A 14,709-nucleotide genomic window follows, 5' to 3' on the forward strand; every position below is an offset into this window, starting at 1 on the left:
ACGCGCGGTAACAGGCCGCGCGTCGCCTCCGGAGCACGTCCATGATTTCCTTCATCCTCCGCCGATTGGCGAGTGCGGTGCCGACCTTGTTTATCGTCGTCACCATATCCTTCTTCCTGATGCGGTTCGCCCCTGGTGGCCCCTTCAACCTCGAGCGTCCTCTTCCGCCACAAACGATGGCGAACCTGATGAAGACGTATCAGCTCGACCAGCCCCTTTGGCGCCAATACACGCACTATCTCAGCAATGCTGTGACCGGCGACTTCGGCCCGAGCTATGTCTATAAAGACAACAATGTCGCTGAATTGATCAGCAAGGGTCTGCCCTATTCGATGGAGCTCGGCTTCTACGCGCTGTTGCTTGCTCTCATCGGCGGCGTGACTGCCGGCACGATCGCCGCGCTCAGGCAGAACAGCATTCTCGATTTTGCGATCATGTCGGTCTCGACGATCGGCGTCACCGTGCCGAACTTCGTTGTCGGTCCGGTGCTCGTGTTGATATTCGCGGTCGGCCTTTCGTGGGTTCCCTCCGGCGGTTGGGGTGATGGATCGTTCCGCTCCCTGATCCTGCCGATGATTGCGCTGGCACTGCCGCAGGTTGCGGTTTTCGCGCGCCTGACACGCGGATCGATGATCGAGGCGCTTCACACCGACCACATCCGAACCGCCAGGGCCTATGGCCTACCTGCGCGAACGGTTGTGGTGACCCACGCGATGCGCGGCGCGATGCTGCCGGTCGTGTCCTATCTCGCACCCTGTGCCGCGGCGCTGCTGACCGGTTCGGCTGTCGTCGAGACGATCTTCACCATTCCGGGTGTCGGCCGTTACTTCGTCCTCGGCGCGATCAACCGCGACTATACGCTGGTGATGGGCACGGTCATTCTCGTTGCAATCTTCGTCATCGTTTTCAATCTCCTGGTCGACATTCTCTACGGCCTGCTCGATCCGAGGGTTCGCCATGACTGATATCGTCCAGACCCCGGTGGTGACACCGGAAACCAAGGGGCGCAGCCTCTTTCAGCTCGCCGCCATGCGCTTCAAGCGCAACCGTGCCGCCATGGCCGGTTGCGTGATGCTGGCACTGATCGCGCTGTTCTCGTTCTTAGGTCCGCTGTTTGTGCCGCATACCTATGACCAGGTGTTTCCGTCATACGTCACGAAAGCCCCCAGCCTCGAGCCGCGGCCCGACGTTTCGACGTTGCAGGGGGTGATGGAAGGCATCGCGACCCGCGCCCGCGTCACGCTCAAGGAGTTCAATCTCGAGGGTGAGACCTTCACCGCGACGATCACCTCGGAACAGCCGATCGATGCGCGCGCAACGCGCTATTTCGATCGCGCCAACGAGTTCCGCGACACCCAGGTGGTGGCAACGGAAGATGACGGCCGCACGCTGAAAGTGACCGGTCAGGTCGACCGGGAATACTTCCCCTTCGGCACCGATTCCAACGGTCGCGATCTTCTGGTCCGCGTCATGCTCGGTGGCCAGATCTCGATAGCCGTCGGCCTGCTGGCGAGCCTCGTTTCGCTCGGCATCGGCGTCGTCTACGGCGCGACATCGGGCTATATCGGCGGCCGCGTCGACAACGTCATGATGCGACTGGTGGAGATCATGTATTCTCTGCCCTTCGTCTTCCTCGTCGTCGTTCTCGTCGTGTTCTTCGGTCGCTCGTTCATCCTGATCTTCCTGGTGATCGGGGCGGTGGAATGGCTCGACATGGCCCGTATCGTGCGCGGCCAGACGCTTGCGCTCAAGCGGCGCGAGTTCGTCGGCGCCGCGCAGGCACTCGGCCTGACCGATTGGCAGATCATCCGCCGGCACATCATCCCCAATACGATCGGTCCGGTCATCGTTTTCGTGACCGTCGTCGTGCCCAAGGTGATCCTGCTCGAGAGCTTCCTCTCCTTCCTTGGCCTCGGCGTTCAGGCGCCGCTGACGAGCTGGGGAGCGCTGATCTCGGAAGGCGCAAACAACATCCAGTCGGCGCCGTGGCTGCTCATCTTCCCGGCCATCTTCTTTGTCCTGACGCTGTTCTCGCTGAATTTCGTTGGCGACGGCCTGCGCGACGCGCTCGACCCGAAGGATCGCTGACATGGCAGATACCAAGGAAACCATCCTGGCCGTTCGCGGCCTCAAGGTGAACTTCTCGACGCCTGATGGCACGGTGGAAGCGGTCAAGGGCATCGATCTCGACGTCCGTACCGGTGAAACGCTTGCGGTCGTCGGCGAGTCCGGCTCCGGCAAGAGCCAGACGATGATGGGCATCATGGGCCTGCTCGCCAAGAACGGTGAGGTCACCGGCTCCGCGCGTTACCGCGGCCAGGAGCTTGTGGGCCTGCCGCCCAAGGCGCTGAACGAGGTGCGCGGTGCGAAGGTCACCATGATCTTCCAGGAGCCGATGACCTCGCTCGATCCGCTCTATCCCGTCGGCCGCCAGATCGCCGAGCCGATCGTGCACCATCGGGGCGGCACGTTCAAACAGGCGCGGGCGCGCGTGCTTGAACTGCTCGAGCTCGTCGGCATCCCGGAACCTGGGCGCCGCATCGACAGCTATCCGCATGAACTTTCGGGTGGCCAGCGTCAGCGCGTGATGATCGCCATGGCGCTTGCCAACGACCCGGATCTCCTGATCGCGGACGAACCGACGACGGCGCTCGACGTGACGATCCAGGCGCAGATCCTTGATCTGCTCAAGTCGCTGCAGAAGCGCTTCGGCATGGCGATCGTGCTGATCACGCACGACCTCGGCATCGTCAAGCACTTCGCGGACCGCGTTGCGGTGATGCGTCGCGGCGAAGTGGTGGAGAGAGGCACGACGGCTGACATCTTCGAGCGGCCGCAGGCCGACTACACGAAGATGCTGCTCGCGGCCGAGCCGAGCGGCCGCAAGGCGTCGCCGGCCGACAGCGCGCCGATCATTCTCGAAGGCCGCGACGTCTGTGTCGACTATCAGATCGGCGGCGGGCTTTTCCGGGGTGGGAAGTCTGTCTTCCGTGCGGTGGACAACGTCAATCTGCGCCTGCAAGAGGGGCAGACGATCGGCGTCGTCGGCGAGTCCGGTTCCGGCAAGTCGACGCTCGGTCGTGCGCTTCTAAGGCTTCTGCCGAGCAGCGGCTACTATCGTTTCGGGACGACGGATATTTCCGGCTTCGACCGCGGGCAGATGCGGCCGCTGCGTCGCACGTTGCAACTCGTCTTCCAGGATCCGTACGGCTCGCTTTCACCCCGGCGCACCGTCGGTGAGATCATCACCGAAGGCCTGCAAGTGCACGAGCCCGAGCTCAGCCGTGCCGATCGCGACCGCCGGGCGTCAGAAGCGCTGAAGGAAGTGGGGCTCGACCCTGCGTCCCGCAACCGCTACCCGCACGAGTTCTCGGGCGGCCAGCGGCAGCGCATCGCGATCGCCCGCGCAATGATCCTGAAGCCCAAGGTCGTCATTCTCGACGAACCGACCTCGGCGCTCGACCGCTCGGTTCAGGGTCAGGTGATCGAACTCCTGCGCGACCTGCAGCGCTCGCATGGGCTCTCCTACATCTTCATCAGCCACGATCTTTCGGTGGTGAAGGCGATGTCGGACTATGTGATCGTCATGAAGAACGGCAAGATCGTCGAGGAAGGCGAAACGGACGCGATCTTCGAGGCGGCGAAGCAGCCCTATACCAAGACGCTGATCGGCGCAGCCTTCAACGTCTGAGCCGGCCGATACCGCAGTTGACAGGGACGCGAGCGATCGCGTCCCTGCTTTATTCCGGGCACTTGCGGTTTCGGCGCGGGCTCTGATCAGAGTTCGCCATCGGCCGGGAAATCTGCAGCGACAAGCTTCTTGTCGAGCCCGAACTTCTGCATTTTCTCGTAGAGCGTCTTGCGCGAAATGCCGAGAGACTCGTAGACCGGCTTCAGGGCGCCGCCATGCGCGGCAATGGCGCTGGCGATGAGACCCTTTTCATAGGCTGCCACCTTGTCGGCAAGCCGGCCGCTCTCTTCCTTCGCGGCATCGAGCGGTGCTGAATCAAGCCCGAGCACCAGCCGCTCGGCGGCGTTGCGCAGTTCGCGCACATTGCCCGGCCAGTCGCGCTCCGCCATTTCCGCCAGCATGGCTTGCGAGACCTCGACTTCATCGCGGCCATAGCGTGCCGCAGATTCCCTTACCAGTTGCAGGAAGAGCAGCGGGATATCGGCGCGGCGCTGGGCGAGCGAGGGAACCCGAAGCGTTGCGACGTTGAGGCGGTAGAGCAGATCGGCGCGGAAGCGCCCCGCGGCAACTTCCCTTTCGAGATCGACCTTGCTGGTGGCGATGAAGCGCACATCGAGCGGTACGACTTCGTTCGATCCGAGGCGGGTGATGACGCGTTCCTGGAGGACGCGCAGGAATTTTGCCTGAAGGTCGAACGGCATCGAGCCGATCTCGTCGAGCAGGATGGTGCCGCCGCGACCATGCTCGAATTTGCCGTAGCGCGGACGAATGGCGCCGGGAAAGGCGCCGGGCTCGTGGCCGAAGAGTTCGCTCTCGATCAGGTTCTCCGGCAGGGCCGCGCAGTTGATGGCGATGAACGGGCTGTTGGCGCGAGCGCTGAGATCATGCAGCGTGCGGGCCAGCACCTCCTTGCCGACGCCGGTATCGCCGATGATCAGCGTGTCCGCGTCGGCTGCGCCGATGGCGCGGATACGATAGCGCAGATCGACCATGACCTGGCTGCGGCCGGGGAGCCGCTGCTCGATGTCGTCGCGTTTGCCGGCGACGGCTTTCAGCCGGCGGTTTTCCAGAACGAGCGCGCGCCAGTCCAACGCCCGGCGAATGGTGCCAGCGAGCATCTGTGCCGCAAACGGCTTCTCGACGAAATCATAGGCGCCTTCGCGCATCGCGCGCACGGCAAGCTGAACGTCGCCATGGCCGGTGACGAGGATGACCGGCACCTCGGCATCGATCTCTCGGATGCGTTGTAGCAGCGTCATGCCGTCCATGCCGGGCATGCGGATGTCGCTGATGACGACACCGGCGAAGCTGTAGCTGATGAATTCCAGGGCACGTTCGGCTGCGGCGAAGACATCGACGCGGAAACCCGCCAGTTCCAGCGCCTGCGCGCTCGAATGGCGCACCTCCTCTTCGTCGTCGACGAGCAGGATCCGGCTTTCGATCATTCGGCAGCCTCCCGGGCATTGCTGTTTTCAGCGGCAAGTTCGATCCGGAACTCGGCGCCGCCTTCCGCAAGGTTGGTTGCGATAAGACTGCCACCGAAATCCTTGATAATGTTATAGGAAATCGAAAGGCCAAGGCCCAGCCCCTTGCCGACGCCCTTTGTGGAAAAGAACGGATCGAAGATACGCTCGGCAATCGCCGGCGCGATGCCAGGTCCCCGATCGCTGACCGTCAGCACCACCTTGTGGTCTTCCTGTCGGGCGCGAAGGCGAATGGTCCGGTCATCAAGCCCCTCGACCGCATCGGCCGCATTGGAGATGATGTTGACGAGCACCTGCTGCAGGCGGACTGAGCCGGCACGGACGACGAGCGGTTTATCGCCGAGATCGATGTCGATGGTTGCCGCTGCGGCCTTCAGCCGAACCGATACGATCTCCATCGTATCGCGCACCACCTCTTCGACCGGAACCGGCCCAAGCTTCTCATTCGGTTTGCGGGCGAAATTTCGCAGATGCTTGCTGATCGCCGCCATGCGGTCGACGAGCCCGGAGATCCGGCGGATATTGTCGGTCGCCTCGTCGGAGCGACCACGTTCGATCAGCAGGGCCGCGCTGTCGGCATAGGTCTTGGCGGCGGCAAGTGGCTGGTTGAATTCGTGCGAAAGCGCCGCGGACATTTGGCCGAGACCTGCCAGTTTGCCTGCCTGGATCAGGTCGGCCTGTGTGCGGCGCAACTGCTGTTCCGTCAGGCGACGTTCGGCGATCTCCTCCTCGATCTGGGTATTGACGCGCGCGAGGTCGGCGGTGCGTTCGTCGACACGGCGTTCGAGTTCGACCTGCGCTTCTGCCTGCATTGAAATGCGTTCGTTGAGCCGCGCACGCCGCTGCAGAACAATGGCCACGCCAAGGCCGGCAAGACAGATCAACAGCAGCGCGGCGGCGACGGTGGTCAGCGCTTGCGTATAGGCAGAGGCCGTATCCACCAGTACGTTCACGGTCCAGTCGGCATCCGGCATATATTGGGAGAGCACGAGGTATTCGCGGCTCGAACCGCCGGAGGAGACGGTCATGAAGCGGTGGTCGGACGCGTTGCTCTCTGCCATGGGCAGCGGACGCAGGGTGGCGTCGGCGTACCGCCTCGAGGCTTCGGTGCGCGCGCGGCGGTCTGAGGTCAGCGGCAGGATAGAGGAATAGAGCCAGTCCGGGTCCCCGGACATGAAGATGATGCCTTCGGGATCGGAAACGAAGATCCTGTATTCCCCACCCTGCCACGAGGCTTCGATGCTTTCGACATCGACCTTGAAGACGATAACGCCGCGGATTTCGTCGCCGATCTGGATTGGCGAGCCGAAATAGTAGCCGCGCTTCAGCGATGTGGTGCCAAGCGCATAGAACCGCGACTGCTGTCCGCGAAGCGCTTCCTGGAAATAGGGCCGGTAACTGAAGTTCTGGCCGACGAAGCTCGTTGGCCCGTCATAGTTGCTGGCAGCGATCGTATCGCCGTCCGGCGTGATGACATAGATATCGGAGGAGTGGAGCAGCGCGTTGATGTCTTTCAGATAGGTGTTCACCGCCTCCCTCAGTCGCCGATCACGCGGGCGGGTGACCAGTTCCTGAACGTCTTCGTGATCGGCGATCAATGCTGGCAGCGCCTGATAGCGGTTGAGGTGACCATCGAGCGCCGTGACGGCGAGCCGGAGAGCGGTGGTGGCTTGAGCGGTCGCCTCGCGCAGATAGCTGTCTGTCGTGACCGCATAGCCTTTCCAGGCCAGCATGGTCGCAAGCAGCGGCAACAGCAGGAATCCAAGAGCCAGGCGAAATTTCACAGGTGTCCGCGCGCCTCCTCGCGTGCTTACGGCAACATGCCGCGAGCCGATCTTATGCATCGGCGCAACCGGTCACAAGCGCAGCGCTGCCAGGCAAATGATTGTTGACGAGTCTCTGGTGTCGTCAATGAAATGTTGACAATGCGTTTGGCCGCCGCCGTCTTTCGCCGACGGCCGGATGAGCGCATCTATGACCCAACGGAGCGCCCGGTGGCGCCGGAGAGAAAGGATCACGGCAATGCTCAATCAGATCAAGGGTCTGCATCACGTCACTTCGATGGCCGACGATGCGCGCGAAAACAACCTGTTCTTCACCAAGTCGCTCGGCCTGCGCCGCGTCAAGAAGACGGTCAACTTCGACTCGCCGGATGTCTACCACCTCTATTACGGCGACGAAGCCGGCACACCCGGCACGGTCATGACCTATTTCCCGTTCCCGAACATGCCGCGCGGCCGTGCCGGTACCGGTGAAGTCGGGACCACCGTCTTCTCCGTGCCCGAAGGCTCGCTCGGCTTCTGGCGGGATCGCCTGACGGCATCGGGTATCTCCGGTCTCAAGGACGAAGAAACCTTCGGCGAGAAGCGCCTGAACTTTGCCGGCCCTGATGGCGACGGCTTTGCGCTCGTAGAGGTCAAGGGCGATCAGCGCACGCCCTGGACGGAAGGCGGCATCTCGGCGGATCACGCGATCCGGGGCTTCCACTCCGCCGCCCTCCGTCTTCGTGATGAAGGCGCGACGGCCGAACTGCTGAAGTTCATGGGCTATGAGGAGCTTGACCGCAAGGACGGCGTCACGCGTTTGATCGTGCCTGGCGGCAACGATGCGCGCGTCATCGACCTCGAGACGATGCCGAATATCGGCCGCGCTTCTCAGGGCGCCGGTTCGGTGCACCATATCGCCTTTGCCGTCGAAAACCGCGAAAAGCAGCTGGAAGTGCGCAAGGCGCTGATGGATACCGGCTACCAGGTCACCCCGGTCATCGACCGCGATTACTTCTGGGCGATCTACTTCCGCACGCCGGGCGGCGTGCTGTTCGAGATCGCCACCAACGAGCCAGGCTTCGACCGGGACGAGGATCTCGCTCACCTCGGCGAGGCGCTGAAGCTGCCGCAGCAGCACAAGCACCTGCGTCCGTTTCTGGAAAGCCACCTGCAGAAGATCGACGACTAACACGTCGATGCAGAGAAGGCTCGCCGTTATGGCGAGCCTTCGGCACCGGATTGTACGGAAGAACGGTTCACAGTTTCGTCGAAACCGTGAATCTAACGCTTTGAAAACAGGCAATCTCGGACGGGGTGTTTACCCGTTTCCGGAAATTGCTCCAGGAGACAAAAATGGTCGATCATGGCTACGTTCACAAACTGAAGGCCGGCAAGCCCGGCCAGCCGATCTTCTTCGTCTTTCACGGGACGGGCGGAGATGAAAACCAGTTCTTCACCTTCGCGTCCGAGCTGCTGCCCGATGCGACGATCGTCTCGCCGCGTGGCGACGTGGCGGAATATGGGGCTGCGCGCTTCTTCAAGCGCACGGGCGAGGGCGTCTACGACATGGCGGATCTTGCACGCGCCACCGAGAAGATGGCCGGTTTCGTCAAGGCATTGGCCGCCGAGCATCAGGCTTCGGAGGTGATCGGCCTTGGCTATTCCAACGGCGCGAACATTCTTGCCAATGTGCTCATCGAAGACGGTGTCTTCGACAAGTCGGTGCTCATGCATCCACTGATCCCGTTCCGACCGAAGGACAACGCGGGCCTCAAAGGGCGCCGGGTGTTGATCACGGGCGGCGAACGCGATCCCATCTGCCCGGCGCCGCTGACGCAGGCCCTGGCAGACTATTTCCAGGGGCAGGGCGCCGTAACGGAAACCGAATGGCACCCGGGTGGCCACGATATCCGCCAGAACGAGGTCGCCGCGATCGGGCGTTTCCTGAAAGGTTGACGCTATTCCAGCCGGCGGCGGAACAGCCATGAGGCGGCCGAGAGGGTGACGATGGCGATCAGCAAGAGCGGGATCGTCTGGCGCGCCACCTCGACCGCCGGAATGTCCTTTAGGAATACGCCCTTCACAATGACGAGGAAATAGCGCAACGGGTTGACGTAGGTGATCGGTTGCAGCCACGAGGGCATGTTCTCGATCGGCGTCGCGAAACCGGAGAGCAGCATTGCCGGCACCATGAAGAGAAATGCGCCGAGGATCGCCTGCTGCTGTGTCATCGACAGCGCCGAGATGAACAGGCCGAGACCGACGACGGCGGCCAGGTAGAAGACGGCGCTGCCGTAGAGCAGGAACAGCGATCCGCGCAGCGGCACCCCGAAGATGAAGACGGCGGCCAGTATGTAGATGGTGATATGGAACAGGCCGATCATCATTGGCGGGATCAGCTTGCCGATCAGGATTTCGTGGGTTCGAAGCGGTGAGACCATGAGCTGATCGAAAGTGCCGAGCTCGCGTTCGCGCGCGATCGATAGCGCGGTCACGATCAGGCCGATCAAAAGAGCGATGCTCGCCACCAGGTTCGGCACCATGAACCATTGATAGGTGAGGTTCGGATTGAACCAGTTGCGCGCAACGACCGTGACGGCGCTCGACGCCATGCGTTGGCCGGCCGGAGTCTCGGCGGCAAGCGTTCCGACGATGCGACTGAGATAGCCGGAGACGATCTGCGACGCGTTTGAGCGGCGCCCGTCGAGGATGAGCTGCACCTTTGCCGGCCGGCTCCCCTCAATATCGCGCGAGAACGTCGGGCCGATTTCGATCGCGGCAATGACCTTTTGGGTGTCGATCGCCACGCGCACCTCATCGGGGCTGTTGGTGAAGCGGATGCTGCGGAAGGTCGGCGACCCCTGGATCTCCTGAACGAGATCCTGGCTCCAATGGCCGTTGTCTCGGTTCAGCACCAGGACGTCGACGTTCGTTACCTCCAGCGTCGCGGCATAGGAAAACACCAGCAGTTGCATGATCGGCGGCACGATCAGCACGGTGCGTCCCTTGGGATCACGCAGCACCGCCAGCAATTCCTTGACGATCAGTGCCTTGAGCCTTGTCCACCACATCTCAGCCAATCCTCTTGCGGGTGCTGCGGGCGGCGAGCGCAAAGAAGACGCAGCCGATCAGGAGCATGACGGCGATGGAGCGCGTGAACATCGGCCAGATGTCGCCGGCAAGGAACACGGTCTGTAGGCTTGGGATCAGATAACGCGCCGGCACGATGAGAGTGATCCATTGAATAACCGTCGGCATCGAGTTGATTTCGAAGAGAAAGCCGGAGAGCAGGAACGCCGGCAGAAAGGCTGAGATCAGCGCGAGCTGCGAGGCGAGAAACTGGTTCTTCGTGGCCGCCGAAATCAGCAGGCCCTGGCCGAGCGCCGGCATCAGGAAGGTTGCCGAGAGCGCATAGAGTGCTGCGACCGAGCCGCGGAAGGGGACGCCGAAGAGGAAGACGGCAAGCAGAACGCAGAGCGTCATCGACGTGAGGCCGAGGATAAAATAGGGCAGCAGCTTTCCGGCCAGAAGTTCGGCGGCCGAGACGGGTGTCGCCATCATCGCCTCCATCGTGCCCCGTTCCCATTCACGGGCAACGACGAGCGAGGTGAGCAGGGTCCCGACCAGCGTCATGACGATGGCGATTGACCCGGGCACAAGGAAGTTCCGGCTGGTCAGCTCCGGATTGAACCAGAATCGTTGCTCTGACGAAATTGCCGGCGGCCGGCCGGCGCCGTCGCTCAAGCGTTGGCGCTCCCAGTTGGCAAGGGTCGCCTGGGCGTAGTTCTGCACGAAGTTGGCGGTGTTGGGGTCCGAGCCATCGACGAGCACCTGCACCGTCGGGTGGCGCCCGGCGGCATAGTCCGCCGAGAAGCCGGCTGGAATCACGACGATGCCGCGCACGCGACCGAGCACCAGATCCTCTTCGAATTCGCGCCGGTCGCGACCGACCGTCACCTTGAAATAGCGTGAGGCCTGGAAGCCGGCGGCGAGGTCGCGGGTCAGCGGCGCCTCCTCCTCGATAACCAGGCCGATCCGGGTCTGCGTGGTATCGAGCGAAACGCCGTAGCCGAACAGAAACAGGAGGATCAGCGGCAACACGAAGGCGATCAGGATGCTGCTCGGGTCGCGAACGATTTGGTAGCTTTCCTTGCGCACGAGCGCGGCAAAGCGCCGGATGCGGGCGGACCGGCCTTCGGTCGTGGAGAGCTGTGTGGTCATGCGGCCTCCTTCTCCTCCGACCCCTGGACCAGGGCAATGAAAGCATCCTCCATCGTCGGGTCCGGAAGCTTGTCGCTGGCGACCTGTGCCTTCAGTTCATCCGGCGAGCCGAGCGCGATCGACCGGCCGCGATAGATGAGCGAGATGCGGTCGCAATACTCAGCCTCGTCCATGAAGTGGGTGGTGACGAGCACGGTCACGCCCTTTTCGACCAGCCCGTTGATATGGGTCCAGAACTCGCGTCGGGTGATGGGGTCGACGCCGGAGGTCGGTTCATCGAGAAACAGTGCTTCCGGCTCATGCAGGACGGCGCAGGCAAGGGCCAGCCGCTGCTTGAGCCCAAGCGGCAGATCCTTGGCCGACATGTCGAGCAGCCGGCCGAAGGCGAAGATATCGGTCATCAGCTGGATGCGTTCGCGCTTGCCCGTGCCGGAAAGGCCGTAGACGCCGGCAAAGAAACTGAGGTTCTGCGCGACGCTTAGGTCTCCATAGAGCGAGAACTTCTGCGCCATGTAGCCAAGCCGGTTGCGCGCCTCCGCCGCGTCGCGACGCAAGTCGAAACCGGCGACGCGGCCTTCGCCGGCCGTAGGCTTCAACAGCCCACACAGCATCTTGAACGTGGTCGACTTGCCGGCGCCGTTCGGGCCGAGCAATCCGAAGATCTGGCCGCGCGGGATATCGAAGGTGATGTCGTCGGCGGCGGTGAAATCGCCGAAGCGTTTCGTCAGGCCGTGGGCCTCGATGACGGGCTTGCTGTCCTCCATCGTGAAAGGTGTCTGTGTTTCCGCCAGTTTCGAGCGGCCGCCGGGGCCGCCGCCGAGCATGTCGATGAAAGCATCCTCGAAGCGGGGCGGGGTGGTCGTCACGTCAGGCGCAGACGAGCCGTCGTCCGGTGTCGGCGGTTTTGTGTCCGGCTTCATCACCAGTCGGATCGCTTCACCCTGGATGACACCGTCGACGACATCGTCGTCATCGAGCAAGCGAGCGAGCTTCTGGCGGCGTCCATGCGCGATACCGGAAACCTTGAAGACGCGGTCGGCGACCCGAGCGGTCAGATCGGCGGGGCTGCCGGCAAAAAGCAACTTGCCCTCGTTCAGCAGGAGAACGCTGTCGCAGGCCTCGGCTTCGTCGAGATAGGCCGTCGACCAGACGACGCCAATGCCCTCGGCCGTCAGGTTCTCGACCATCTTCCAAAGGTCGCGGCGCGAGATCGGATCGACGCCGACGCCCGGTTCGTCCAAGAGGAGCAAGCGGGGCTTGCGCAGGAGCGCACAGGCGAGACCGAGCTTCTGCTTCATGCCGCCGGAGAGTTTGCCGGCAAGCCGTTCGGTAAAGCGCTTGAGATCGGTGAATTCCAGCAGTTCATCGAAGGTCGCGGCTCGCTCGGCAAGCGGCAGGCCGCGCAAGTCGGCATAGAGGTCGAGGTTCTCCTGTACGGAAAGATCTTCATAAAGGCCGAAGCGCTGCGGCATGTAGCCGATCGCCGCCTGGATGGCGGCGGCGTTGGTCACCGTGTCGAAACCGAGAACCTCGACCTTTCCCTCGTCCGGCACCATCAGCCCGGTCATCAGCCGGATCAGCGTGGTTTTTCCCGCGCCATCAGGGCCGACAAGCCCGGTGATCCGTCCGCGGAGGATTTCGCCATCGATGTGGTCGAGCGCCGGCGGGGCATCGCCGAAGCGCTTGACCACATCCAGGATCCGGACGAACGGTGCGTCGTCGTTCATCGTGTTGCCTCTGCGGATGCGGGCAAGTGCACTGTCACCGGCATGCCCTGCCTGAGATCGGGACCCGGCTTGTCGACCACGATGCGCAGGCGATAGACGAGATCGGTCCTGAGCTCTGGCGTTTCCACCGACTTCGGTGTGAACTCGGCGACGGGCGAGATGAAACCTACCGTCGCGTTGTAGGGGCGATCCGGCGCACTGTCCGACGTGATCTCGACGTTCATGCCCGGATGCACCCGGCCAAGATCCGGTTCTGCGACATAGGCCCGGACCCAGACGGGTTCGTTGAGCGAGACGACATAGACCATGTCGGACGGCGCGACGATGGCGCCGACTTCGCGCACCCGGGACAGCACCGTGCCCGCGCTTGGCGCGAGCAGGCGGGTATCGGCAAGCGACGTGCGGGCACTTTCGAGCTTGGCTTCGGCTGCGAGCACCTGTGCCTGACCCGCCTCGATGTCCTCAATCCGGCTTCCCTCCACGATGAGCGCCAGCGCCTCGCGGGCGGAGGTGGCGCGTGCAGCGGCGGCAGCCCTGTTGGCGCTTGCCTCATCCAGATTGGCTTGCGAGATGGTGCCGTTCGGACGCAATTGCCGCGCGCGTTCATAGGCAAGGTTGGCATTTTCCAGATCGGCGAGGCGTTCTTCATGGGTGGCCCGCGCCTGGGCGATTTCGGTCGGGCGGGCGCCCGCTTTCAGTTTTGCAAGATTGGCCCTGAGCGCGCCGAGTTCGGCTTCGGCCGCGGCCACCGCCTGTTCGAACGGAACGGCGTCAAGGGTCGCAAGGACATCGCCGGGCTTCACCGCGTCGCCTTCGTCGACGCCGAGGCTCGCAATACGGCCATTGACACGGAAGCCGAGAGAGACTTGGCGGATGTCGACATTGCCGTAAAGCACCGAGGTTCGCTCCGTGCCGGTCCAGCCGAGCCGCTGGGGGACGTCGAACCACCAGGCACCGGCAGCAGTGCCAGCGAGCAACAGAAGGGCGATTGCCGGCTTGTTCATGGCTGACCCTCCTTCTCGCCGCCAAGCGCCGCGACAAGCTCGGCGACGTGCCGACGCAGAATGTCGAGTTCGTCGGGGCCAACGGCCTGCCAGTTCATCTGCCGGAGCATGGCCGCATGGGCCATGCGGAAGACGAGGATGCTGCCGACGAAGGAGAGGGTCTTCAGCCGGACATGTTCGGACTGCGGCGGTTCACCGAGAATTGTCGCAACCAGCCTGCCAGCCATGCCGATCATCGGGCCCATGACATTGGCGTAGACCCGTTCGAAGGCTTCGGTTGGCTCCATCTGTTCGCGGATGATGAAGCGCGCCCAGCTCTCGGATTGCCGGCTGACGAAGATCGCGACCATGTGTTGCGCCACTTGGGTCAGGAGTTCCCGGGCTTCCTCAGCCGACATCGTCTTGCCTTCGCCGTCGAGGCGGGCAAGACGCTCGAGGATCGCGTTTCTGAGATCGCCGACATGTCCAACGATAATTGAGGCGAGATGCTCGGCGGCGGCGATGTAGAGGCCTTCCTTGCCACCGAAATAGTAGGGGATCGCCTGCAGGTTCACGCCGGCAGTCTCCGCGAGCATCCGCGTGCTGGCGCCATCGAAGCCGTAGCGGCCGAAGACATCGATGGAACTCGTCAAAAGCTTCTCGCGCGTGACGTCGCCGCGTTCCTGCCTGGATGTTTGGGTCGAGGTTTTGTTTTTCATCATGTGCTGAAATTACATCATTCTATTGATTAAGTCAATCGAATGAATTTTTGATGCGGGATTGCGCGTCTCCTGGTCCGCGGATCAGCGAAACGGTCGTGGTTCACGGCAGAGCGAC

Annotated in this window: 12 protein-coding genes; 5 read left to right on the top strand and 7 right to left on the bottom strand. The window is 62.9% G+C overall.

What is annotated here, in order from left to right:
- Nucleotides 1–41: 41 nt before the first annotated feature.
- Genes oppB through AC070A_RS22175 form a run of 3 tightly spaced genes read left to right on the top strand, consistent with a single transcriptional unit; the run spans nt 42 to nt 3,691 of the window.
- Complete coding sequence (gene oppB, locus AC070A_RS22165) at nt 42–965, top strand: oligopeptide ABC transporter permease OppB (protein WP_057248531.1); 924 nt, start codon at nt 42–44, stop codon at nt 963–965.
- Nucleotides 958–2,088, top strand: a complete 1,131-nt coding sequence (locus tag AC070A_RS22170) for an ABC transporter permease (RefSeq protein ID WP_057248530.1) — start codon at nt 958–960, stop codon at nt 2,086–2,088. Before oppB ends, AC070A_RS22170 begins: the two co-directional genes overlap by 8 nt.
- Before the next feature lies 1 nt (nt 2,089).
- Nucleotides 2,090–3,691, top strand: a complete 1,602-nt coding sequence (locus tag AC070A_RS22175; RefSeq protein ID WP_057248529.1) for an ABC transporter ATP-binding protein — start codon at nt 2,090–2,092, stop codon at nt 3,689–3,691.
- A gap of 86 nt (nt 3,692–3,777) precedes the next feature.
- Here AC070A_RS22175 and AC070A_RS22180 read toward each other — a convergent pair whose 3' ends face one another.
- Nucleotides 3,778–5,136 carry a sigma-54-dependent transcriptional regulator gene (locus AC070A_RS22180; protein ID WP_112996986.1) on the bottom strand — a complete coding sequence of 453 codons (1,359 nt, stop codon included), beginning with the start codon at nt 5,134–5,136 and terminating at the stop codon, nt 3,778–3,780.
- Nucleotides 5,133–6,959: a sensor histidine kinase gene (locus tag AC070A_RS22185; protein WP_057248527.1), complete on the bottom strand. Its 1,827-nt coding sequence runs from the start codon at nt 6,957–6,959 to the stop codon at nt 5,133–5,135. Before AC070A_RS22185 ends, AC070A_RS22180 begins: the two co-directional genes overlap by 4 nt.
- A 238-nt stretch (nt 6,960–7,197) precedes the next feature.
- On the opposite strand from AC070A_RS22185, the gene AC070A_RS22190 reads away from it, so the two are divergent.
- Nucleotides 7,198–8,130 (top strand): VOC family protein, encoded by a 933-nt coding sequence (locus AC070A_RS22190; protein WP_492383936.1) that lies wholly within the window; start codon nt 7,198–7,200, stop codon nt 8,128–8,130.
- A gap of 164 nt (nt 8,131–8,294) precedes the next feature.
- Nucleotides 8,295–8,897, top strand: a complete 603-nt coding sequence (locus tag AC070A_RS22195; RefSeq protein ID WP_057248525.1) for an alpha/beta hydrolase — start codon at nt 8,295–8,297, stop codon at nt 8,895–8,897.
- A 2-nt stretch (nt 8,898–8,899) separates the two neighbouring features.
- Here AC070A_RS22195 and AC070A_RS22200 read toward each other — a convergent pair whose 3' ends face one another.
- From AC070A_RS22200 to AC070A_RS22220, 5 genes are read right to left on the bottom strand one after another with little or no spacing between them, the layout of a single operon-like run.
- Nucleotides 8,900–10,012, bottom strand: a complete 1,113-nt coding sequence (locus AC070A_RS22200; protein ID WP_057248524.1) for an ABC transporter permease — start codon at nt 10,010–10,012, stop codon at nt 8,900–8,902.
- Nucleotide 10,013: 1 nt separating this feature from the next.
- On the bottom strand, nt 10,014–11,162 hold the full coding sequence (locus tag AC070A_RS22205; RefSeq protein WP_492383937.1) for an ABC transporter permease: 1,149 nt from the start codon (nt 11,160–11,162) through the stop codon (nt 10,014–10,016).
- Nucleotides 11,159–12,889 (bottom strand): ATP-binding cassette domain-containing protein, encoded by a 1,731-nt coding sequence (locus AC070A_RS22210; RefSeq protein ID WP_218373239.1) that lies wholly within the window; start codon nt 12,887–12,889, stop codon nt 11,159–11,161. Before AC070A_RS22210 ends, AC070A_RS22205 begins: the two co-directional genes overlap by 4 nt.
- On the bottom strand, nt 12,886–13,893 hold the full coding sequence (hlyD, locus tag AC070A_RS22215; protein ID WP_113132640.1) for a secretion protein HlyD: 1,008 nt from the start codon (nt 13,891–13,893) through the stop codon (nt 12,886–12,888). Before hlyD ends, AC070A_RS22210 begins: the two co-directional genes overlap by 4 nt.
- On the bottom strand, nt 13,890–14,594 hold the full coding sequence (locus AC070A_RS22220) for a CerR family C-terminal domain-containing protein (RefSeq protein WP_113132639.1): 705 nt from the start codon (nt 14,592–14,594) through the stop codon (nt 13,890–13,892). The genes hlyD and AC070A_RS22220 overlap by 4 nt, the downstream gene beginning before the upstream one ends.
- Between the last annotated feature and the right edge of the window lie 115 nt (nt 14,595–14,709).

It is taken from the genome of Ensifer sp. GW101-20A05, assembly GCF_059424735.1.

Excerpts from the sequence above, each read along its gene's own strand:
- AC070A_RS22180 (WP_112996986.1), bottom strand. The coding sequence starts at position 5,136 with ATGATCGAAAGCCGGATCCTGCTCGTCGACGACGAAGAGGAGGTGCGC.
- AC070A_RS22205 (WP_492383937.1), bottom strand. The coding sequence starts at position 11,162 with ATGACCACACAGCTCTCCACGACCGAAGGCCGGTCCGCCCGCATCCGG.
- AC070A_RS22220 (WP_113132639.1), bottom strand. The coding sequence starts at position 14,594 with ATGATGAAAAACAAAACCTCGACCCAAACATCCAGGCAGGAACGCGGC.
- oppB (WP_057248531.1), top strand. The coding sequence starts at position 42 with ATGATTTCCTTCATCCTCCGCCGATTGGCGAGTGCGGTGCCGACCTTG.
- AC070A_RS22190 (WP_492383936.1), top strand. The coding sequence starts at position 7,198 with ATGCTCAATCAGATCAAGGGTCTGCATCACGTCACTTCGATGGCCGAC.
- AC070A_RS22210 (WP_218373239.1), bottom strand. The coding sequence starts at position 12,889 with ATGAACGACGACGCACCGTTCGTCCGGATCCTGGATGTGGTCAAGCGC.
- AC070A_RS22200 (WP_057248524.1), bottom strand. The coding sequence starts at position 10,012 with ATGTGGTGGACAAGGCTCAAGGCACTGATCGTCAAGGAATTGCTGGCG.
- AC070A_RS22170 (WP_057248530.1), top strand. The coding sequence starts at position 958 with ATGACTGATATCGTCCAGACCCCGGTGGTGACACCGGAAACCAAGGGG.
- AC070A_RS22175 (WP_057248529.1), top strand. The coding sequence starts at position 2,090 with ATGGCAGATACCAAGGAAACCATCCTGGCCGTTCGCGGCCTCAAGGTG.
- AC070A_RS22195 (WP_057248525.1), top strand. The coding sequence starts at position 8,295 with ATGGTCGATCATGGCTACGTTCACAAACTGAAGGCCGGCAAGCCCGGC.
- hlyD (WP_113132640.1), bottom strand. The coding sequence starts at position 13,893 with ATGAACAAGCCGGCAATCGCCCTTCTGTTGCTCGCTGGCACTGCTGCC.